The following is a 22,235-nucleotide window of genomic DNA, read 5'->3' as shown; positions in this document are numbered from 1 at the left end:
ACTTTTGTCTTAGCGTATTTATTAAACTTATTAGGGCAACAGCTCAATATGAATACGTATTCATACTGAACAATTTGCACGAAGGTGGCGCAAAGCCTACCTGCATTGCACCAATAGTGGGCGCCTTTATTTTTATGGGGTTAGCGCCAACTTAAGCCGCGATGTTCATATTACGTACCGCAAACAAATTCAGCTCATCAGGTAACAGAATAGATTAAATTTTCTCTGCATACGTATGCAGCAGGTTTAATAAATGGCAGAGGCTGATTTATGCTTGCACCACCATATGGCAACCTGAAGCGATCTGCGGTTTTGCTTTGTTACCGCGCGGAGCAACCAATGAAAAACCAGAGTGTCACAGACAGCAGGCAAACCAGCTGTCACAGCAAACGACAGGCAGCATCACACGCCATGCTGCACAAACTTAGTCAGTTTATAATGCAGCAACTACCCAGGGTACCCCGGCTAAGTGACGCTGCAAGCGCATTGAATATGAGCTGCCGCACTTTGCAGCGTGAACTGCGCTGCACTGATAGCAGCTTTCGCCAGTTGCTCGCTGACTGCCGTCATACACTGGCGCAGCAGTATTTACAGGATGCCAGCCTGAGCTTGCAGCAGATTGCTTTCCAGCTTGGGTTTGAAGAACAAAGCAGCTTTCAGAAAGCATTTAAAAGCTGGCAGGGCTGTTCTCCGGGTATATTTCGTCAACGCAGACAGATGATGGCCGTAAGCAGATGCCATCCTTTATCCGGCTTTTCCCGGCCGGTGTTACAGGTGAATTATGGAACTAATTAAGCAACTCGCTGTTTTGGCGGGGCTGCAAGACAGCTATGTACATGCGCAAGGCCATACCGAAGTGATTGGTCTGGATAAGCAGCAGGCTATTTTACAAGCCATGGGCTATGACCTGTCCGGCGACGAAATAATACAACAACAGATTAGCCAACTCAGTGAGCAACACTGGTTTGAAGTCGTTGCACCGGTCAATGTCTGTCAACAGGATCAACCAGTTGTACTGCGCCTGCAACAGTTGCAACAGCAAGCAGTCAGTGACTGGCAATGGCAGATTATCACCGAAGAACAGCAGCAGTTCAGCGGTAGCCTGAGTATCGCTGCCAGTGATATCAGTGTGCGCCAGCCTACCAGCCGCGGTGAAGTGTTGCTGGCAGAGATGAAACTGGATGTCAGCTTGCCGCTTGGGTATCACCAATTGCAGCTGAGTAATGGCACCCAACAGTACAGCCAGCAATTAATTATCACACCACAGCGCTGTTTTCAGCTGCACGACAAAGCGGTTTTGCATAAAACTTTCGGCCCGGCTATTCAACTGTATGCTGTGCGCTCGACGCGCAATTGGGGCCTGGGGGACTTTGCCGATTTGCAGCAAATGGTAGCCCCGCTTGCTGCACAAGGTGTTGATTTTATTGGGCTGAACCCACTGCATGCGCTATACCCTGAATTGCCGCAAGATTGCAGCCCATACAGCCCTAACAGCCGGTTATGGTTAAACACCCAGTATGTTGCGCTGGAATATACCGATGAATACAAACACTGTGACGCAGCACAAAAGCTGGTCGCCAGTGAAACCTTTCAGCAGCAGTTACAACAGCTGCGCAATTGCAGCGATGTAGACTATATCGGCGTTGCAGCACTGAAAAAAAGCGTTGCAGAGCTGCTGTGGCAACAGTTCAAGCAGCAACATCTGGCAAAAAATACCACCCGGGCGCAGCAGTATCATCAGTTTGTTGCGACCAGCGGTGACAGCTTACGCCAGCTAGCCATACATCAGGTATTACAAGGCCAGATGTTTGCAAAGGACTGGAATATGGCAGCCTGGCAGAGTTTTCCGCCTGAGCTGCAGGACCCGCAAAGCGCAGCAGTGGCCGCATTTGCCCGTGAACACAGCGATGCGATTGAACTGCAGCTTTATCTGCAGTGGCAGGCGCAGCAGCAGTTGGCTGAAGTGAAACGCTTATGTCACCAACATGGTATGGCGATAGGCCTGTACTGTGATGTTGCAGTAGGTACCAGCCGCAGCAGTGCTGAAAGCTGGGGCGCACCGGAAGATTATCTGCTGGATTTAAGCGTGGGGGCACCGGCAGATATTATGGCACCCAAAGGCCAGAACTGGGGCTTGCTGGCGTATAACCCACAAACCTTGCGTCAGAAAGCCTACCAGCCTTTTATTCAGCTGATTCAGGCCAATATGCGTTATGCCGGCGCACTGCGATTAGACCATGTTATGGCGCTGCTAAGGTTATGGTGTTGTCCGCTCGGTGCCGATGCCACTGCCGGTGCTTATATCCGCTTTCCGGCCGCCGATTTATTTGCCATTCTGGCGTTAGAAAGCCAGCGTAACAGCTGTGTGGTTATCGGCGAAGATTTAGGCACAGTGCCGGTTGAGATCAGCCATCTGATGGCACAATATCAGGTACTGTCTTATCGCGTATTTATGCTGGAGCAAAAAGCCGGTAGCTACGATCACGCCGCTCTGACGTATCCAGAACTCGCCCTTGCCACAGTAAGCACGCATGACATGCCTACCATGGTCGGTTACTGGCAGGAATATGATCTGGCACTACGCCATCAGCTGGATTTGTTCCCCAACCCGCAGGTAGCACAAAGCCTGTATCAACTGCGTACAGATGAAAAACAGCTGATGCGGGACAAACTGCAGCTTGAAGAAGGTAACTTCAGCCAGCTTATCCGTGCCAGCCATTTGTTTACTGCCAGCCAGCCAGCCAGGCTGTTTGCCTTCCAGTTGGAAGATTTACTGCAAATGACAACGCCGGTTAATATCCCGGGCACCAGCAGCGAATACCCGAACTGGCGACGTAAACTCAGCGACAATATTGATGCTATTTTGCAGCAGCCTGATGTACAGCAGATGATCAGTGAAATACGCACCGCACGACAATAACATCCTAAAGCAAAAGCCGCGCTGACCGCGGCTTTTCCATTTAAGCAACATCAGTGGCGATAAGACTTGTAAAAATGTGCGCTTTTGCGCAGGATCAGCGCAGTCTTAATTTCGAAGGGCCCAGTATGTTAGATACCGCTTTGACCTCTTTAGCCGGTTTACCCGCTTTCGCAGCCTATTTCGCACTGGCTGTTATCTTACTGCTGCTGTTTATCCGAATTTACAGCTGGGTAACGCCGCACGACGAGTTTGGTTTGATCCGGGCAAATAACGCCGCAGCAGCCATTGCGTTTGGCGGCGCGCTGCTCGGTTTTGCCTGGCCACTGGCCAGTGCTATAACGCATTCTATGTCGCTGCTGGACTGCGCGATCTGGGGTGCAGTAGCACTTGTCGTGCAGCTTATTGCTTTTTTCTTTAGCTGCATTGCGCTCAAACCATTGCCGCAACGTATTCGTGACGGCGAGCTCAGCGCAGGTCTCTTTTCTGCCTGTTGTTCAGTTGCCATTGGTATGCTCAATGCTGCCGCGATGACATATTAAGGAGCCAGAAATGACAACCTTTAAACGCAGTAAAACTGCCCGCCTGATTATGATGGCGCCTGCTGCCGGCATGATACTGGCTGGTTGTGGCGAGAAACCGGTCGAAGTGCAGGTATTTAACACGCCGGATGAATGTGCGGCATACTACAACCCACCCGCCGAATGTAAAGCGGCTTTTGAACAGGCCAAAGCCCTACACCCTCAGGTAGCACCGCGTTACAGCAGCAAGACTGAATGCGAAGCCGATTTTGGTAGCGGCCAGTGCGAAACCGCTCCGGTTCTGGCGGCCAATACATCAGAGCAACCTCAGCAGCAGAGCCAGCAAAGCAGCGGCTTTTTTATGCCAATGATGATGGGCTTTATGGCCGGCCAAATGCTAAACCGCGGCGGTATGACTGCCAACCCGGCACAGCAAACAGCAAGCGCCAGCCGTAACCCGGTACCCAGCCAGCCGCTGTATAAATCACGCGATGACCGCACAACCTTCCGCACGGCCACTAATACCGCAGTAGCGACACAGCCCGGCCCTGCCAGCATACGGCCATCAGCTGTGCAGCCGAAGCCAGCAATGCTGGCCCGCCGCGGTGGCTTTGGTGCTCAGGCTGCCAGCCGCAATACCAGTAGCTATGGCGGTTAAGCAACGATGAAGCGGATCAGCAGCACACCCCGACCAGGCTGGAAAGCTTTTGCCGAGAGCGTGGGTTTTAATTTTCATACTTTCGACGGCGAGCCGTACTGGGACGAGAGCGCTTATTACCAATTCAGCCTGGAACAAATAGAGCGCGATCTGGAGGAGCCAACCGAAGAGCTACACCAGATGGCGCTGGATTTAGTCGCTGATATTGTCCGGGATGAAAAGGAATTGGCACAGTTGGCTATCCCGGAAAAGTTTTGGGATGCCGTTCGCGGTAGCTGGCAAAGCCAGCAACAGCACCTGTATGGCCGGATGGATTTCAGCTACAACGGCAGCGGCCCCGCTAAACTGCTGGAGCTGAATTACGACACACCGACGTCACTGTTCGAAACCGGTTTTTTTCAGTGGGTATGGCTGGAAGACCAACTGATGCGCGGGGCAATACCCCAGGGTGCCGACCAGTTCAACTCACTGCAGGACAAGCTGCAACAGGCCTTTAGCGAACTTAACTTGCCTAAGCCGTTTTACTTTGCCAGTGTGGCAGAAAGTATTGAAGATAAAGGCACAGTCGACTATCTGATGGATATTGCGCTACAGGCCGGACTTGACTGCCGCTACATACCGCTGGAACAACTCGGAGAAATCGACGGCCAACTGGTTGATCTGGATGGCTTTGCGGTGCAGGGTTTATTCAAGCTCTATCCGTGGGAGTTTATGCTGCAGGAAGATTTCGCCGGCACAATTTTAACCAGTCAGACCCAGTTTATCGAACCGCTATGGAAATCGGTATTATCGAACAAAGGTATTTTGCCACTGCTGTGGCAAAAGTATCAGGGCCACCCCAACCTGTTACCAGCGTTTTTTGATGATGGCGGCCCATTACAACCTGGCTGGGTACGTAAGCCTTTGTTTTCGCGTGAAGGTGCAAATATCGAACTGGTTGATATGTGTGGCAAACGCCTGACACAAAGCGGCCCTTATACAGACAGTGGCTATATCCGCCAACAATTAGCGCCGTTGCCGGAATTTGCAGGTAACTACACGCTAATTGGCAGCTGGGTTGTCGGCGACGCTGCAGCAGGTATCTGCATCCGCGAAGACAGCAGCCTGATCACCAAGGATAGTTCACGCTTTTTGCCCCACCTTATTCTCGGATAACAGCATCCGCATTATCCGATCCGACCGCTGCGGCTACCTACAAGTTGCTGCAGCATTATTTACACTTTTACCTGTTCAGGTTAATCCGGCTCTAAAATGTGTAAAACAAGCCGACAGTTTTCTGCATAATTTTACTTTCAAGTTTCAATAGCTTAACGCCAGATCATAAAAATATCATTTAAATCTTAAGACAGTTTTTTGACAACGCTGTCATTTTTGCCATAGTCAGTACCGCTTATTTTCCAAACAACAGGGAGCCGTAATGCCGGGCAGGCAAGGCGGAAATAATGCAGTAGCTGACAACGCAATTTTAGGTTGTCTGCGCTTAAAGCAATGAATAACGACTAAAAAAATATAAGCGACAAAACTGGAGGAAGTTATGTTTAAACAAAAAGTTATGCAGTACGTAGGAGTTAGTCTTCTACTTGCTGCAGGTGGCGTGAATGCCGCCACCCCAAATGCACCGGTGATCAGCTGGATGCCGACAGACTATAGCCTGCAAGATGGCAGTGCACAGGTACCGGTACGCTGGGATATGTGGTGGGGCACTAATGGTAATAAGTGGTATTTGCTACAAAATGACAGCGTTGTCTTTACTGCAGCGCTAACCCCAAATGGCCAGAATGCGCAGACAGGCAGCACCACGCTGCAGTTCACCACTGCTGGTAGTTATCAACTGCAGGTAAAGTTGTGCCAGGTTAATGGCAGCAATGAAGAATGCGCGCAAAGCAGCGTCACCACTATTAACGTTAGTGGCGGCTCTGGTGGTGATAACGGTGGCGGTGATAATGGCGGAGGTGATGGCGCCTTTGATCCCTGGACTGATTTAGATTTGACCGCCTGGCCACACCCGCTGAAGCAAAGTAATCTGCCCTATCAGAACACGACAGGCAAGAAAGTAGGTGCTTACTTTGTTGAGTGGGGTATTTATGGCCGGGCCTTCCATGCAGCTGATATTCCGGCGCAGAACCTGACACACCTGTATTACGGTTTTATTCCGGTGTGTGGCCCAAATGAAGGCCTGCGTCAGGCCAACCCGGAAGGCTATGCTGCGCTGAACAGCCAATGTGCTGGCAAACCGGATTACTCGGTGGTGGTACATGATAAATTCGCCGCGTTGGAAAAGAGCTACCCCGGTGATGTCTGGGATCAGCCAATCCGCGGTATTTTCGCCGAGTTGTACCGGCTGAAACAGACCCATCCACATATCAAAATTTTGCCTTCCATTGGCGGCTGGACACTGTCAGACCCCTTGTACGATGTGGGCACTAATCCGGCAGCGCGTGCGGTTTTTATTGATTCAGTTATCGATTTTATCCGCACTTACGATTTCTTCGATGGTATTGATATTGACTGGGAATTCCCCGGAGGCGGTGGCGCTAACCCAGTGCTGGGTTCCGCACAGGATGGCGCAGGTTTTGCCACTTTGATGCAGGAGCTTCGTGCTGCGCTGGATGCGTTAAGCACTGAAACCGGCCGCAGTTATGAGCTGGCAGCCGCGATGTCCGGTGGTGTGGAAAAACTGAGTGTCGTCGATTGGGAAGATGCCGCCCAGTATATGGACTCTATCAACCTGATGACCTACGACTATTACGGCGCCTGGAACGGAGTGCTGGGCCACCAGACTGGTCTGTATCCTTCAACTAACTCACCGACTACTGGCTTTAGCGCGCACGAAGCGGTGCAGTATCTGCTAAATCGCGATGTACCTGCCGGCAAGATATCACTCGGTGCCGCTATGTATGGCCGGGGCTGGCAAAATGTCAGCGGCGTTAGTGGCAATAATCCGTTTACCGGTACAGGTGGTGACGGCATCAGCGGAGGCTGGGAGCGCGGCATCATGGATTACAAAAAGATCCAGACCGACTATATGGGCGGGCCGGAAGCCAACGGCGTTAACGGCTTTACCGTAGGCTGGGATGACACTGCCAAGGCGAGCTATGTCTGGAACCCGGCAACCAATACGCTGATCAGTATTGATACCAAGCGTTCGGTACGCGAAAAAGGTGCCTACATTCTGCAGCATCAGCTGGGCGGTATTTTTGCCTGGGAAATAGACGCCGACAACGGCCATATTTTGAACGCGATGCACGAAGGCTTAGGCCATCCGCAGCAATAACCCATTCTGCCGCAGTCTGACCCTGTCAGGTTAGGCGAAACAGCGGGCAAGCCATTGCTGCCCGCTTAAACCACCTGACGTGCGCTGCGGCCCTTTGCAGGATACTCACAATGAAATTAATCACTACTTTGCCGCTGTTGGCACTGCTGAGCGGTGTGGCATTTGCTCAGCAAACTACTGATAACAGTTGCCGGCCTGATGGCCTGTACCAAACCCCCGGCATCAATGTTCCCTACTGCACCGTATACGATGCTACAGGGCGCGAAATTATCAGCCCTGATCACCCACGACGTATTATTGGCTACTTTACCAGTTGGCGTCATGGTAAGAATGGCCAGCCGGCGTATTTAGCGTCAGACATTCCGTGGGACAAAATTACCCATATTAATTATGCTTTTGCCCACGTTAATTCGGCTAATCAGATTTCGGTCGGCGATGTCACAGCCAGCAATAACGCTGCCACCGGCATGGAATGGCCCGGGGTTGCCGGTGCAGAGCTTGACCCTAACCTGCCTTATAGAGGCCACTTTAACCTGCTGCAAAAGTATAAGCAGCAGTACCCGCACGTAAAGACGCTGATCTCTGTTGGCGGCTGGGCTGAGACCGGCGGCTATTTTGACAGCAATGGTGATCGTGTCGCCAGCGGCGGCTTTTACAGCATGACCACCAACAGCGATCTGAGCATTAATAATCAGGGCATTAACACCTTTGCCGATTCTGCTGTCGCCTTTATCCGCCAGTATGGCTTCGACGGTGTCGATATTGATTACGAATACCCGACCAGTATGAATGATGCAGGCAACCCGGATGATTTTGCATTGGCCAACAGCCTGCGTGGTGGCTTAATGCGCTCTTATATCGAGCTGATGAAAGTGCTGCGGCAGAAACTGGATGCCGCCGGCGCGGCAGACGGCAAACACTACCTGCTGACTATTGCTTCGCCGTCTTCTGGTTATCTGCTAAGGGGCATGGAAGCATTCCAGGTTACCCAGTATCTGGATTATGTAAACATCATGAGCTACGACCTGCATGGCGCCTGGAACCAGTTTGTTGGTCACAATGCCGCTTTGTTTGATACCGGCATGGATGCAGAACTGGCAGCCTGGAATTACTACAACACCACGCAATACCAGAATATTGGCTATCTCAACACCGACTGGGCTTGCCATTACTTCCGCGGCACCATGCCGGCTGGCCGCATTAATATTGGTATCCCGTACTACAGCCGCGGCTGGAAAGATGTGCAGGGCGGCAACAACGGTTTGTGGGGCACAGCTGCTCTGCCGAACCAGAATGCCTGTCCGCCAGGCACCGGTGGCAGCACGGTTAGCAAATGTGGCAATGGTGCTGTGGGCATAGACAACCTGTGGCACGATAAAAACACCCAGGGTGGCGAAATGCCGGCCGGCTCTAACCCGCTGTGGCATACCATGAATCTGGCTGAAGGCATTGTTGGCAGCTACGCGCCGGTGTACGGCCTGGATCCGGCCAACCCGGAGCATCAACTGACCGGCACTTACAGCGAACATTACGATGCTACCGCCGTCGCCCCCTGGTTATGGAATGCGCAGAAAAAGGTGTTTCTGTCGGTAGAGACTGAACAGAGCATTGCCGCCAAAGCGCAATATGTGATTGAAAACGGCATTGGTGGTGTAATGTTCTGGGAGCTGGCTGGTGACTATGGTTGGAATGCAGCCAACGGTGAGTATTTTATCGGTGATACACTGACAACACAGTTTTACAACAGCTTCAGAAATGCCAGCCCTTATGGCGCCGTAAAAGCCAACCGCACTATGCCAACGCAAGCGGCAGATATCCGCCTGAGCATCAGTGACTTTAAACTGGGCGATCAAAACTTCCCCATCAACCCCAAACTTACACTGACCAACCACAGCGAAGGCGCTATCCCGGGCGGCGCCAGCATCAGCTTTGATGTCCCCACAGCGATACCGGATACCATCAGCGACCAGAGTGGCTTTGGTTTAACTGTGATTGAAAGTGGCCGTAACGCCAGTGGCAATAACATCGGCGGCCTGAGCAGCGATTTTCATCGTGTTCGTTTTAATCTGCCTGGTTATCTGAGTGTTGCCAGTGGCGAAAGTGTCACAGTGACACTGAACTATCACCTGCCGATGCCAATGCCGTCAAACTGGATACTGAGTGCCAATGGTGCTGACTACGCCTTCGCACAAGAGTACCCACAATTACCCGTTGTGGCGATTGGTAGCGGTGACGGTGGGCCCGGTGATGGCGATGCTAATGGTGAAAGCTGTGGCGGTGTGACAGCCACTATTTATCCCTACCCGCAGTGGCCGCAAACCGATTGGCAAGGCTTACCAAGCCATGCCGTCGGCGGTGACCACCTGTCTTATCAGGGCAGCGTGTACAAAGCCAACTGGTGGACCAATTCAGTGCCCGGTAGTGATGGCAGCTGGAGCTTTATCTGTAATTTATAGTAATCAAAAAGTGCTTGGACGGTGCATTCAACACTCACTGTCTATGCTCTGATGCTTTTCCTGCGAGAGCCGTGGGCCTTATCAGGTCGCCACAGAGTGTCTGAGTGAGCACGCTAGTGCGAACGAGTCGCTGTGGCGAGCCTGAGAAGGTTCCGGCTCGGAGCACCTTGCCTAAACAAGAGAAACGACTATGCAAAGTAAAAATCTATTCCCTATATTGCTTGCCTGTTTTGCACTGCTTAACAGCCTGCAAGCGAACAGCCATGGCTATGTTGAATACCCCAAAGCCCGTCAGCAAATCTGCAAAGACGATGGCGGCTACTGGTGGCCAGAAGATGGCAGCGGCATTCCCAATGCCGCCTGCCGTGCAGCCTATCTGCAGTCCGGTGGCTATATGCTAACCCAGCATCATGAGTTCTCGGCCAATGTTGCCGATTACCGCAATATGGCAGCGGTGCAAAGTGTTGTTGCCAACGGTAGCTTATGTGCTGCCGGTGATAGCAATAAAAGCGGTATGGATATCCCCTCTGCCGACTGGCAACGCACCGCCATTGACTTGAGCCAAAACCAGACACTGACGCTGCGTTTTCGCGCCACTACGCCACATAACCCCAGCTTCTGGCAAATTTATCTAAGCAAGCCCGGCTTTGATACCGCTGCAGCGCCGCTAAGCTGGGACCAGCTGCAGTTAATTCATCAGCAGGATGATGTACCGGCAGAGGCTGGCTATTACACCTTACAGGTGCCAATGCCTGCTGACCGAACCGGCCCGGCCGTGCTTTATACCCGCTGGCAGCGGGTAGATGTGGTCGGTGAGGGCTTTTACAACTGCTCTGATATCGAGCTGATAGGCAGTGGCGCTGAACCACCACCGCAGGCCTGGTTTGATAAAGGCGCTTTCATAAACCTGCAAACGCCAGCTGAAGTGGGTGGCTATGCCCGGCTACGGTTATTTGATGCCAATGGTCAGGAACTGGTTGATGAACGCTGGCAGATCACCGCCAGCAATATCGATAATACGCGCTGGGCAACAGAGCTGGCAGCACAGGTGAATACGCAATATGCTCATCTGCTGCAAATTGGCATATTAAGCAGTGATAATGTGGTATTTAGCAGCGATGTGGCAACCAACCGCGCTTATACCACTGATCACAGCTACTTTTATAATCTAGACTTGCGCCCGGCTGCTGATGACGGTGGTGACAATGGCGGCGGTACTCCCGGCAATTGTCCAGGCTACGATTTAACGCAGGCCAATACCTACCCCAACTGGCCACAAGCTAACTGGCAGGGCCAGCTGGATCATGCTGCCCAAGGCGACCAGCTGATATACCAGAATGCGTTGTATCAGGCCAACTGGTGGACGCAGTCCATCCCCGGCAGTGATGACAGCTGGACCCAGTTGTGTAGCTGGTAGCGCATTACCTGACATCAAAAAACACAGGCCGCTACAGCGGCCTTTCCGCTATGCCATAATCAAGGCAGCAATGCCTCTAGCACTTGTTGCTTTAATGCCTCGGCAGCATCGCGCCCGGTAATACCTTCGGCCAGGGTCAGCGTTTTGCCATCGCCGGCATCGGCTTGCAGCCGATAATATTCCGTACGTTCGCCTTCGCCGTTGGTTGACACCATAGTCTGTTTAATCTGCAGTTGCTCAGGGGTAGTCAGTGATGCTTTGCGCTGATACAGCCGGATACCGAACATAGCGCGCAGCATCCTCACTTCGCCAGGCGCTATACTGGCTTCCAGACTCCGACCAAGCCAGAATAGACCGAACCATAAAATCAGCCCGCCGATGGGCGCAAATAACAGGGCCATAAGCCAGAGCATGCCGCCCTGCTGCAGTGCCTCAACACCGAGAAAGATGCCAGCTGTGGTAAAAATGCCGCCGAATAACAGCATCGATAAAGCGGCAACAGTATGCCGGCCTGCACGGCTGGTTAAATACAGAGTATTGCCCAGCACCCTCTGCTGGATCTGACTTGCGGCGGCATCAAAGGCCGCGACCTGCCGCTGTTGCTGCTGTAACTCAAGCTCAGCAGCACTCGGCTGCCAGCCACACCGCGCGCTACCGGCGATAACCGGCAATGTCCACTGGCGGTTGAATTCCAACTGCTCACTGCCAGCGTGCAACTGGCCTTTGCTGCTTAGTTGCCACTCAATGCGGCCTTTGTAACGCTCATCTTTGCCGGTTGCCGGCAAGGTTGCGGGCACATCCATTACCAGCCAGTGTTTACCTTCTATGCTGCGGGATACACTACACTTTTCAGTCCATAAAGACTGCCGATGGGTGGTGCGGTTTTTGCCGCTGCCACTCTGATATACATGCAGACAACTAAGTTCCGCTTGCGGCATTTGCACGAACCGGCCCCGCTGCAGCATAAAGTAACCACCTATCTGGCCACCAGCAGTACCCGGAAAAGGGTCAGGGAAAAAGGGCGTTTTACCAATCTTTTGCCAATGTTTTAGTTGTTTGCGGCCGTGCCAACACAAACTGACACCTATTAGCGGAAATAGCAGCACCAGCAATACCGCATAATTGCCTTTGGGTAATTGCTCTACAACAGCCAGATAACTTACCGGCAAACCGATTAATACAAATAGCCCTCCCATGCCCAACATCAGCTGATAGCTACCCTTGTTGTTGCTAACAATGCCCTCTACAGGTTTATTGCCAAGCAACATCGCCTTTTCAGCCTGTGCTTTTTTATGACCCAGCAACAGCAGAAACATCATCAAACCGGCAATACCACAAAACATCGCCATAAAAATCAGCCCGGCACCAGGCTGACCATCGCGGAAAAAAGCCACACCACCTGCGATGCCGGCCAGCATAAATACACTTAAAAAGACCAGGCCGAACCAGGGCAAACCTGTGTCATTGAGTTCCGTGTGTCGCTGTTTGCGCATCCTGTTCTCCGTCTAAGATTCTGTTGGATTGCCTGTTTAGCAGCTGTTTTACAATAGCACTGCTGCAGAGGCAACTATTTGTTAACCGCAGCGCCAACAGAATAAATATGCTTAAAAAGTGGATACAAAACCATTAATCACATAAAATGCCGACTTTATCTGAGCAACAGTTGGCATTTTGTCATCTTGCTGCCATCTTTATGTCTTATCTGTACTTTGTCTTGTCAGAAGGAAACTCACAACCCGTGCGCACTACTGAACTTGTCTCCGGTTTTCGTCAATCTGCCCCTTACGTTAACGCCCACCGCGGTAAGACCTTTGTTGTGATGCTGGGTGGTGAGGCCATTACTCAGCCAGGCTTTCGCAGCATAATTAACGATATCGCCTTGCTGAACAGCCTGGGTATCAAAGTAGTACTGGTATACGGCGCCAGGCCACAGATTAATTCGGCACTGCAACAAGCCGGACTGGAGCCGACCTACCATAACCGTGTACGGGTAACAGACGATGATTCTTTCCGTCTTATTAAGCAGGTTGCCGGCGCATTACAGCTTGATATTACTGCCCGTTTATCGATGAGTTTAAGTAACACGCCTATGCAGGGCGCACAGATAAACGTAGTCAGTGGCAACTTTGTTATTGCCCAGCCACTGGGCGTGGATGAAGGCGTTGATTATCATCACAGCGGCAAAGTACGCCGCATTGACGTTGCCGGTATCCGTCGCCAGTTGGATAACAACGGCATAGTACTGATGGGACCAATAGCCGCCTCAGTTACCGGAGAAAGCTTTAATTTAACAGCAGAAGATATCGCCACTCAGGTTGCTGTCAAACTAAAAGCCGACAAGATGATCGGCTTTAGCGAAATTGGCGGCATCATTGGCGAAAATGGCGAGATAACAGCTGAGTTAATGCCTAATGCCGCAGAAAAAATTATGCTGCAAATGGAACAGCAGGATGAGGATGCCTGCCCGGGTACGCTGGCATTTTTGCATGCTGCGATTACCGCTTGCCGGGCTGGTGTGCCGCGCTGCCACTTAGTCAGTTACGATGAAGATGGCGCTCTGTTGCAGGAACTGTTCTCCCGTGATGGTATCGGCACGCAAATTGTTACCGAATCGGCAGAGAAACTGCGTCAGGCAACTATCTCTGATATTGGTGGTATTTTGGATCTGATCCGCCCGCTGGAGCAGCAAGGCCTGTTGGTGCGCCGCTCCCGTGAGCAGCTGGAGATGGAAATCAATCAGTTTACGCTCATTGAACGCGACGGCCTGGTCATTGGTTGTGCGGCACTATACCCGTTTCCTGAGGAAAACGTCGGTGAGTTTGCCTGTCTGGCGGTGCATCCTGATTACCGCGATGCCGACCGCGGCAGCATTCTGCTAAAAGCCGTGATCCAGCAAGCGCGTCAGCGTAAATATGCCAAACTGTTTGCGCTGACTACCCGCAGTATTCACTGGTTCCTTGAGCACGGCTTTGAGCTGCTGACGGTCGATGATTTACCTGCCCAGAAAAAGCAGCTGTATAACTATCAGCGCCGTTCAAAGATTCTGGCGATTACGTTATAAATACTCTGAATGTTAATGAATGCCAGTTAGTCATCTGACTGGCTTTTCAGCATAACCTGTTTAACCACGCTTTTTGCCAGCGCCCTTGCCGTTGTCCATTTACCCCCGGATACTGTCAGCAGTTTACCCTGCCAGTTTAGCTGGTACTCACGGCTGGCCTTACTGGCATTTGCACTGCCACTCAGTAATGGCCTGACGCCGGCGAAATCTGCCAGTACATCGTCGACGCCAAGCTGCGGTTCAAAGTAATGATTATAGGTCGCCAGTAAGTAGTCACGTTCAGCCACAGAGCAGCGGATAGGCTCTGACAGCTGCTGGCGTACCTCAGTTGTGCCGAGCAGAGTATTGCCCTGATACGGCAATACAAACACTATACGCGACTCACCCGGTACCTCCAGCATATGGCCATAAGCTCCGGTGGGCGGTAGCACCAGATGGCTGCCACGCACCAAATCCAGCGGCTGCTGCGGCAGACCGGATTGCTGTAGCAACTCTTGGCTCCAGGGGCCGGCTACATTTATTATACGGTCAAACGACTGCCAGCCGCCGGCCAGCTCAAGCTGAGCATCGCTGCGAACCTGCAATACGGGGCTCTGTTCGTGGATTTTAACGCCTGCTTTAGTACACTGCTGTGCCATCCACAGGCCCAGCTTGGCGTCATCCATCTGGCCGTCAAAAAACAGGTAAGCGCCTTTTAAGCCTTCAGCTTTCAGTAGCGGCGAGCAGCGCTTTGCCTGCTCTGCGCTCAGCCAACGGTGCCGGCCAATGCCCTTGCGCCCGGCAAAACTGTCATACAGCCATAAACCGATTTTCAATTGCCAGCGGGCACGGCGCGAGTCAGCATACAAAGGGTATAAAATCGGTAAACGCCGGGTTAAACGCGGCGCCTTTTTCAGCCACCAGCGCCGCTCCTGCAGCGCTTCGCGTACCAGCCTGAACTCACCCTGCTCCAGATAACGCAAGCCGCCATGTAGCAGTTTTGACGACGCTATACTCGTTGCCTGCATTACGCCGTCACGTTCAAACAAACTAACATCGTAACCGGCCAGTGCCAGCTGCCAGGCCGAACTTAAGCCATTTATACCACCACCGATTACCGCTATTTTCATCTGCCACCTGTTTTTATGCTAAGAGGGCAATATCGTCCCGGTGCACAACAACTTCACTGGGGCAAAAACCCAGCGTCGTTGCAATTTGCTGGCTGTGTAATCCTTTGATTAGCTGCAGCTCTGTTGCGCTGTATTGGCAAATGCCTTTAGCCAGCTGCTTGCCGGCACTGTCACATAACCAGATGGCATCGGCTTTATCAAACTGTCCTTCCACCGCGGTAATGCCTTTTGCCAGTATAGACGCGCCTTTGTGCAACAGTGCCTGCACCGCGCCGCTGTCGAGCGTAATGCTGCCCTGACTCTTCAGGCTGTGTAGCATCCAGTGTTTCTTCGCACTCAACCGGTCCTGCTGGCGTACGAACAAGGTGCCAGCGGCCTCACCGCGCAATAAAGCGTCAAAACTGGTAGTCTGTTGACCATTGATAATCAGCGTATCAACCCCTTGTCTGGTAGCCTTATCAGCCGCCTGAATTTTCGTCAGCATGCCGCCGGTTCCGATAGCATGGTGGCTACCACCGGCCATAGCGTATATGTCAGCATTTATCTGTTCTACACGCGGGATAAAACGGGCCTCTGCATTAGTGCGTGGATTAGCAGTGTAAAGGCCATCAATGTCAGAGCAGATAATCAGCGCATCAGCGTCGACCAAAATAGCCACCATAGCCGCCAGGTTATCATTATCACCCACTTTCAGCTCAGCTGTCGCGACGCTGTCATTTTCGTTGACGATAGGCAGTACCTGATTTGCCAGTAAAGTACGCAAGGTATTATCAATATTCAGATAACGACGCCGGTTGGAAAGATCATCGTGCGTCAGCAAAATCTGTGCACAGCGAAAATCGAACAGATGGCTCCAGGCCGCCATCATCTCGGTTTGGCCCACTGCGGCCATAGCTTGCTTAACGTTGATTGGTAACGGCTGATGCGTAAAAGCGATAGCATTGCGCCCGGCAGCAACACTGCCTGACGAAACAAGTACCACTTCGACACCCTGCTGACGGCATTCGTTGATAAAGCGGGCTATCGCCAACAGATAACGGGTAGAGCACCCTCTGGCATCAGGAGAGATCAGCGCACTGCCGACTTTAATGACAATGCGCCGCCAAACAGAATTCAACATAGACACACCTTTAAACTGAGCACTGCCAGCAGCTTAAAGTTTGGGCATCTATATGTCTAATTAATTCTGTGCACTGGCCATGGCTATTTCGCAATTTCCTGCGGTTAAGTGAGTAAAGCCACCGTAGGCAGCGATCACCAGTTGATCATCTGTCAGCTTTTTTACCTGCCAACTCACCTGACCGCTACCAAAAGCCGGGTGATCGATAACAAAAGAGCCAGGGGATTGCCGTATCGGGTATTTAAATGTGTCCAGTCGTTTGCCCTGGCTTATATGCTGCACCATCTGCCGTTCACTGAAAATCCAGGTTTTACGCAAAGCATTGTCTTGCTGCACAGTGCCATCAGGCACGTTGGAAGTGCCTACTTCACACCAGCTGCCAGATATCAGCTGCTCTACAGCCTGTTGTTGCTGCTCAGAAAAGCGGATATCTAACTTTACCTCATCACCCTTACGGCAAGGCTCTCCCTGAAACACCACTTCGCCCGTGGCATCAGTACATTTGTACACATCAGCCTGTGCTGGCTGCATGATGTATGTACAGCTAAGCACTAACCAAAAGCGCAATATTTTATTCATTATGTAATCCTTTCCCTGTGGCACAGCTGTGCGAGCTGGCAACGAAACCCGCCTACAATACTTAAAAAATAAGCCGAAGTGAACAAAGGCGATAAAATAAACAAAAACTCAACAAAATTGTAAATACAGCACTGATATAGTTCAGCAGCAATTCAGTTGTTTCTTACTAAGCTTTGCCCAATATGTTTTAAGGAGCTTTATTTATGCGCCGTTCTGTCTTAATTGTTTCTTTAGTCTCTGCCAGCCTTGCCATCGCAGGTTGTGCGTCAAATGAATATTCTAACACTGGTAAAGGTGCTGCCATTGGCGCTGTGGTGGGTGCCGTAGCAGGTAAAGCCACAGGTAACCATAAAGATAAGCGTTTAGTTATTGGTGCAGCTGTGGGTGCGCTAGCAGGAGCGGCTGTAGGCAGCTATATGGATAAGCAGGAAAAAGCACTGAACCAGGAGCTTAGTGGCAGCGGCGTTAAAGTGGTGCGGGACGGTGACAAATTAAGGCTGGATATCCCAGCGCAGTTAACCTTTGAAATTAACCGCTCAGACATCCGCTCAAGCCTGTATCCGGTATTCAATGATATTGCCAAAGTATTGCGTGACTATGAAAAAACCATGCTGGTCATCGCCGGACATACGGATGATACCGGCCCGTATCAATACAATATGAATCTGTCGCAAGCGCGCGCTGACAGTGTGAAACAATACCTAATCGCACAAAATGTGCAGGCTATCCGATTGGAAACTAAAGGTTATGGCCCTAACTATCCGATAGTGCCGAACACGTCTGAAGCGAACCGGGCGCAAAACCGTCGGGTAGAGATCCATATAGAACCGATTGTAGAGTAAAGAGTCCTCACCCTAAAAAACAGCGCCCGAGGGCGCTGTTTTTATTTCCACTTTTCACTGTCAGAAGCGGTAAGTCACTTTGCCATAGACGTACTGACCACGGGTGTTGTGTACTTTTGAAGCGAAGCCATAAAGATCGGCGTCACCATCACCGATAGCAAATGGCGGGTCTTCATCCAGGGCATTATTCATCCCAAGCACCAGCTGCAGCTTTTCACTGACACTGTAGCGGGCTTGAATATCCAGTAACATCTGCGAATCTACAGTGCGGGTTGTCGTTGATTCAACATCACTCGGTGCGGCATAATCTTCAAACTCGCCGATGTAACTCAGGCTGGTTATTATGCCCCAGTCACCGTAAGTCCAGTCTGCGGACGCCAACCAGCGATTTTTGGGGTAGTTGTACTCTCCAGCATAATCAATGCTGTTTTTCTCAAACTTGCTGATATAAGACCAATCAAGATTGAAGCGTATTAACCCCATGTCCTGAAGTGTTAAGCGGTATGATGTGGATAAGTCTAAACCTGTCGCTTCCTGCGAGCTGACATTCACATAGCTGTTGTACAAACGGGATAACTCACCAAGCGTCTGTCCGGGCAGCGGAGCCAGGCGAACACAGACGGTGCTGCTTTGATTACCACATTCTGCGTCATAAACATTCTCATAATCATTTTTGTCTATCTTGTTATCCTGGGTAATGCTCCAGATATCTGCGGTAATATCAAATTCTTCTGTTACTTGCCATACAGCCCCCAGATTAAAGGTTTCAGACTCTTCCGGCTGCAAACCTTCACCACCGACGAACACTATAGTGTAATCGGTAGAAGCACATGCAGGGTTTGCCGCATCAGGCGTGGGGCATCGGTAAGTATCAGTAAAAAAAATCGATTCTTGTGATGGCCCAAGACCAATCTGGGCTAAAGAAGGTGCTCTGAAACCCTGCCCGAAAGACGCACGCATAGTAAAATTATCCAGCGGCCGCCATTTCATTGTCAGTTGCGGATTCGTCGTCGAACCAAAATCACTGTAGTGGTCATAACGACCGGCTACTGTAAATTCCAGTTCATCCGCTACAGGGATCAATAATTCTACATAAGCAGCATGCTGATCACGATCTGCCTGTGCTGAAACGGACTCAGTACCATAAATCAAGCCGCGTTGAAACTGGTCATCCGGTTGATCGAGCGCGTCTTCTTCACGATATTCAACACCTGCAGCAACCGATACCATATGATCGCCTAAAGCAAATGCCTCTCCACTGATACTCGCATCATAAGATGTCAGGTGAGACTCTCCCCTACGAACCAGAGAGGTCGTTATAGCATCAATCACTTCCGGCGAGTTATAAGTGCCACCAAACGGGTTATAGTTACCAAGATTAATCTGCTCCTGCAGAAAATCCGTCCGCACCCAGCCCTGCTGTTTGCTACCTGTCTGCATGGCTTCACTGCGGCCTTTCTGGGCTGCGATATCCCAGTCCCAATTATTGATAGTGCCACGCAGACCAACAACCATCCTTAGCGTGTCAGACTCGATGTCCCATTGCCTCGGCCCGGCGTCAACAGTACGAAACCGGTTAATACCAACATCAACGCCAAAGGGGTTATTCGGATGGCTGGCCGGTACGGTCAGGCCAGCATCACGATCAAGTGGTGTTGCAGCACCTGATGCTTTGGAACTGTTGTGCTGCACTGCAAGCTCTATATAAGCCTGCATGTCATTTCCGAGATTCTGGCTAGCCTGCAGCATTGCACCTATGCGTTCTGCGGGGGGATTAGCAAAACCATACGGACCGTAGTCAAATAGGCAAGTCTGGCCAAAGACGCTGTCAGCTGGGCAGCCCGGGTCGATGGTTGGTACACCGTTGACAATAAAATTGCCCGGAAAACCGCGGGATGAACGGTTATCTCCGCCACCATAGGGTTCCTGGTTTGCTGTACCAAAACGTCCCATTTCTGCACCGGTGATAGAGGTGTTTTTAAAGTAATCCAGGATCAGTGTAACGTTAGCATCATCGGTCTGCGTTCCCCACACCATACTGGCTGCAGTCTCGTCATAAGTTGGGCCGGTTGTACTACCATGGCTTATGCTCAGCTCAGCCCCATCAAAATCTTTGCGCATGATAATGTTTACCACACCAGCCACAGCGTCAGACCCATACACTGCAGAAGCACCATCTTTCAGAATTTCGATACGTTCTATTGCCGCTACCGGAATAGAGTTGATATCGACAAAAGAGTTAGCGATATTTTCGGCAAAAGCACTGACCGCTACACGTCGGCCGTTGATAAGCACCAGAGTAGCATCTGAACCAAAGCCGCGCAGACTGATGGCTGCGCCGCCATTTGCCGTTGAGTCCTGATTATTACCCCGGGTAGAGAAGGTACCGGTACCCGCCACCGGTGTACGTTCAAGTAATTGTTGCAGGTTAGAAAAACCAGACTTGGCAATTTCGTCCCTGTTAATCACATCAATAGGGGCAGCCCCTTCCAGATCATTTCGTTTAATACGTGAACCGGTTACTTCGATCCGCTCAACCTGCTGCGCTTGCGCATCAGCTTGCTGAGCAAATGTTAATTGACTAAAACCCACAGAACTGACCGCCAGCGCACAAAGAGAGTATTTAAATGACTTATTCATAAGCATCCTTTTTTGTTATTTGTGTTGTCATTCACTGCTTAAGCAGCAATAAATGTGTAGCACAAATTCAAAAAACTAACATGCTTATTGCAAAATTATCATCTTGATAATATTGAAATTAAATTGTGATAGTAGAAACGAAAAACCCCCGCATTGCGGGGGTTTAAAAAATATCAGGCTATAATCAGTTGTTTTGTGCGTATTGCCGCTCCAGGCTCACCACTTTTGACTTCAGTGCCATCAGGTTACCCCGTTCAGCACCGATTTTTTCATCATACAACTCAGTTAAGCGATCTATTTTCTGCTGCAGTGCAGCTAATTCTTCAGATTTAGGAAAACTGCGCCGAAGCTTATATAAATCAGCTTTCAGCTCATCCAGGCGTTGCTGTTTTTCCTGCTCTAATTTACTGATCTGAAACTCAACAAAGCGGCTTTGTCGCTTTACAGCATCAACTTGCTGCTTAAACTCGCTGCGGGTACCAATCATGGCTGTGCCAAGCGGGCGCATGTCTACCTGTTCAGCTTCCTCTGCGCATGGGAACTGACTGAACTCAACTACGCCATTCTGCTCACACTTATATACCGCAGCCTGTACAGAAAATACGCTGAAAAACAGCAGATAACTATATTTCATCATTTTGGCACCCCACACATGAACAATAAATGTACAGAAAGCTTGCCAGTTAAGCAAGTATGGCTGTACATTTATTTTTCTGTTCAGTATGGGCTAAGTTATTCCGCTTCGTCAGCCAAAGCTTTTTGCATAAAGTTAGGCCAGGCTGATGCCGCTTTGTGCACAGCTACATTGTAGTATTCTGTCGAAAACGCCGCCGCAGCAGCATCTGCTTCGCGGAAGCCGTCAAAGCCAGAACCTTTGCGGGCTAAGGTACAAGTCCACCAACCTGACGGATACACCATTTGCGGGAACAATAACGTTTGCAATGCATCAAAACCAGCGTCCTGCATCGCCTGACGCATGTCTTTCAGTAATGGCATATGGATAAGCGGTGATTCACTTTGTTGCACCAAAATACCGCCCTGACGCAGCGCTTTACGACAGCTATCATAGAAAGCGCGGTTAAATAAACCTTCACCTGGGCCAATAGGGTCGGTTGAGTCAACAATGATCACATCGACTGATTCCGCTGCAGCTTCGCGCATATATTTAATGCCATCATCAAACTTCAGTGTGGCGCGCGGATCATTGTTCGACGCACACAGCTCCGGGAAGTACTTTTCTGACATCCGCGTAACCTGTTCATCAATATCGATTTGGGTCACGGCTTCTACACCCGGGTGTTTCAATACTTCACGCAGGGTGCCGCAGTCGCCGCCACCGATGATGACAACATTTTTCGGATTAGCATGCGTAAACAATACAGGATGGCTAAGCATCTCATGGTATAAGAAATTGTCCCGGCTGCTGAGCATGATAACGTCGTCAATTACCATCAGATTGCCGAAATGTGTGGTTTCGTACATCTCAATTTTTTGAAACGGCGACTGCACTTCATCAAGCTTTTTAGTAACTTGCAAACCAAAAGCACTGCCGCTTGCTGCAAAAACTTCTGTGTACCAATTGTTGTTAAAACCCGACATATCTCTTTCCCTTACTGTAACAGGGCGCGTATTGTGCCCTTT

17 protein-coding genes are annotated in these 22,235 nt (G+C 50.8%); 10 read left to right on the top strand and 7 right to left on the bottom strand.

Annotation, left to right across the window (positions count from 1 at the left end):
• Positions 1-339 precede the first annotated feature (339 nt).
• From LHL18_RS06435 to LHL18_RS06400, 8 genes are all read left to right on the top strand, one after another.
• Positions 340-795 (top strand): helix-turn-helix domain-containing protein, encoded by a 456-nt coding sequence (locus LHL18_RS06435; protein ID WP_226766269.1) that lies wholly within the window; start codon positions 340-342, stop codon positions 793-795.
• Positions 782-2,920 (top strand): 4-alpha-glucanotransferase, encoded by a 2,139-nt coding sequence (gene malQ / locus LHL18_RS06430; protein ID WP_226766268.1) that lies wholly within the window; start codon positions 782-784, stop codon positions 2,918-2,920. Before LHL18_RS06435 ends, malQ begins: the two co-directional genes overlap by 14 nt.
• 125 nt (positions 2,921-3,045) lie before the next feature.
• Positions 3,046-3,459: a DUF350 domain-containing protein gene (locus tag LHL18_RS06425; RefSeq protein WP_226766267.1), complete on the top strand. Its 414-nt coding sequence runs from the start codon at positions 3,046-3,048 to the stop codon at positions 3,457-3,459.
• Positions 3,460-3,469: 10 nt separating this feature from the next.
• A complete protein-coding gene (locus LHL18_RS06420; protein WP_226766266.1) occupies positions 3,470-4,096 on the top strand; it encodes a DUF1190 domain-containing protein in 627 nt (208 codons plus the stop codon).
• Positions 4,097-4,102: 6 nt separating this feature from the next.
• A complete protein-coding gene (locus LHL18_RS06415) occupies positions 4,103-5,251 on the top strand; it encodes a glutathionylspermidine synthase family protein (protein WP_226766265.1) in 1,149 nt (382 codons plus the stop codon).
• Positions 5,252-5,630: 379 nt separating this feature from the next.
• A complete protein-coding gene (locus tag LHL18_RS06410; RefSeq protein WP_226766264.1) occupies positions 5,631-7,370 on the top strand; it encodes a glycosyl hydrolase family 18 protein in 1,740 nt (579 codons plus the stop codon).
• 110 nt (positions 7,371-7,480) lie between these two features.
• A complete protein-coding gene (locus LHL18_RS06405; RefSeq protein ID WP_226766263.1) occupies positions 7,481-9,826 on the top strand; it encodes a glycosyl hydrolase family 18 protein in 2,346 nt (781 codons plus the stop codon).
• Positions 9,827-10,016: 190 nt separating this feature from the next.
• Positions 10,017-11,243: a lytic polysaccharide monooxygenase gene (locus LHL18_RS06400; protein WP_226766262.1), complete on the top strand. Its 1,227-nt coding sequence runs from the start codon at positions 10,017-10,019 to the stop codon at positions 11,241-11,243.
• A gap of 59 nt (positions 11,244-11,302) precedes the next feature.
• Here LHL18_RS06400 and LHL18_RS06395 read toward each other — a convergent pair whose 3' ends face one another.
• A complete protein-coding gene (locus LHL18_RS06395) occupies positions 11,303-12,736 on the bottom strand; it encodes a hypothetical protein (protein ID WP_226766261.1) in 1,434 nt (477 codons plus the stop codon).
• Positions 12,737-12,981: 245 nt separating this feature from the next.
• Here LHL18_RS06395 and argA point away from each other — a divergent pair, with 245 nt between their 5' ends.
• Positions 12,982-14,304, top strand: a complete 1,323-nt coding sequence (argA, locus tag LHL18_RS06390; RefSeq protein WP_226766737.1) for an amino-acid N-acetyltransferase — start codon at positions 12,982-12,984, stop codon at positions 14,302-14,304.
• 26 nt (positions 14,305-14,330) lie between these two features.
• Here argA and LHL18_RS06385 read toward each other — a convergent pair whose 3' ends face one another.
• Genes LHL18_RS06385 through LHL18_RS06375 form a run of 3 tightly spaced genes read right to left on the bottom strand, consistent with a single transcriptional unit; the run spans position 14,331 to position 17,112 of the window.
• Complete coding sequence (locus LHL18_RS06385; RefSeq protein WP_226766260.1) at positions 14,331-15,413, bottom strand: glycerol-3-phosphate dehydrogenase/oxidase; 1,083 nt, start codon at positions 15,411-15,413, stop codon at positions 14,331-14,333.
• 13 nt (positions 15,414-15,426) lie between these two features.
• A complete protein-coding gene (gene proB, locus LHL18_RS06380; protein WP_226766259.1) occupies positions 15,427-16,533 on the bottom strand; it encodes a glutamate 5-kinase in 1,107 nt (368 codons plus the stop codon).
• Between the two features lie 60 nt (positions 16,534-16,593).
• Complete coding sequence (locus LHL18_RS06375) at positions 16,594-17,112, bottom strand: DUF4124 domain-containing protein (protein ID WP_226766258.1); 519 nt, start codon at positions 17,110-17,112, stop codon at positions 16,594-16,596.
• A gap of 203 nt (positions 17,113-17,315) precedes the next feature.
• Here LHL18_RS06375 and LHL18_RS06370 point away from each other — a divergent pair, with 203 nt between their 5' ends.
• Positions 17,316-17,954: an OmpA family protein gene (locus LHL18_RS06370; protein ID WP_134053078.1), complete on the top strand. Its 639-nt coding sequence runs from the start codon at positions 17,316-17,318 to the stop codon at positions 17,952-17,954.
• A gap of 60 nt (positions 17,955-18,014) precedes the next feature.
• Here LHL18_RS06370 and LHL18_RS06365 read toward each other — a convergent pair whose 3' ends face one another.
• The 3 genes from LHL18_RS06365 to speE form a co-directional block, all read right to left on the bottom strand.
• A complete protein-coding gene (locus LHL18_RS06365) occupies positions 18,015-20,594 on the bottom strand; it encodes a TonB-dependent receptor plug domain-containing protein (RefSeq protein WP_226766257.1) in 2,580 nt (859 codons plus the stop codon).
• 184 nt (positions 20,595-20,778) lie between these two features.
• Positions 20,779-21,231 (bottom strand): DUF4124 domain-containing protein, encoded by a 453-nt coding sequence (locus LHL18_RS06360; RefSeq protein ID WP_226766256.1) that lies wholly within the window; start codon positions 21,229-21,231, stop codon positions 20,779-20,781.
• 95 nt (positions 21,232-21,326) lie between these two features.
• On the bottom strand, positions 21,327-22,193 hold the full coding sequence (gene speE, locus LHL18_RS06355) for a polyamine aminopropyltransferase (protein ID WP_226766255.1): 867 nt from the start codon (positions 22,191-22,193) through the stop codon (positions 21,327-21,329).
• Between the last annotated feature and the right edge of the window lie 42 nt (positions 22,194-22,235).

The sequence above is a fragment of the Rheinheimera aquimaris genome, assembly GCF_020531985.1.
GTDB lineage: Bacteria > Pseudomonadota > Gammaproteobacteria > Enterobacterales > Alteromonadaceae > Alishewanella > Alishewanella aquimaris.
Note: the sequence above shows the minus strand (reverse complement) of the source record. Positions and strands in the feature narration are given on the sequence as shown.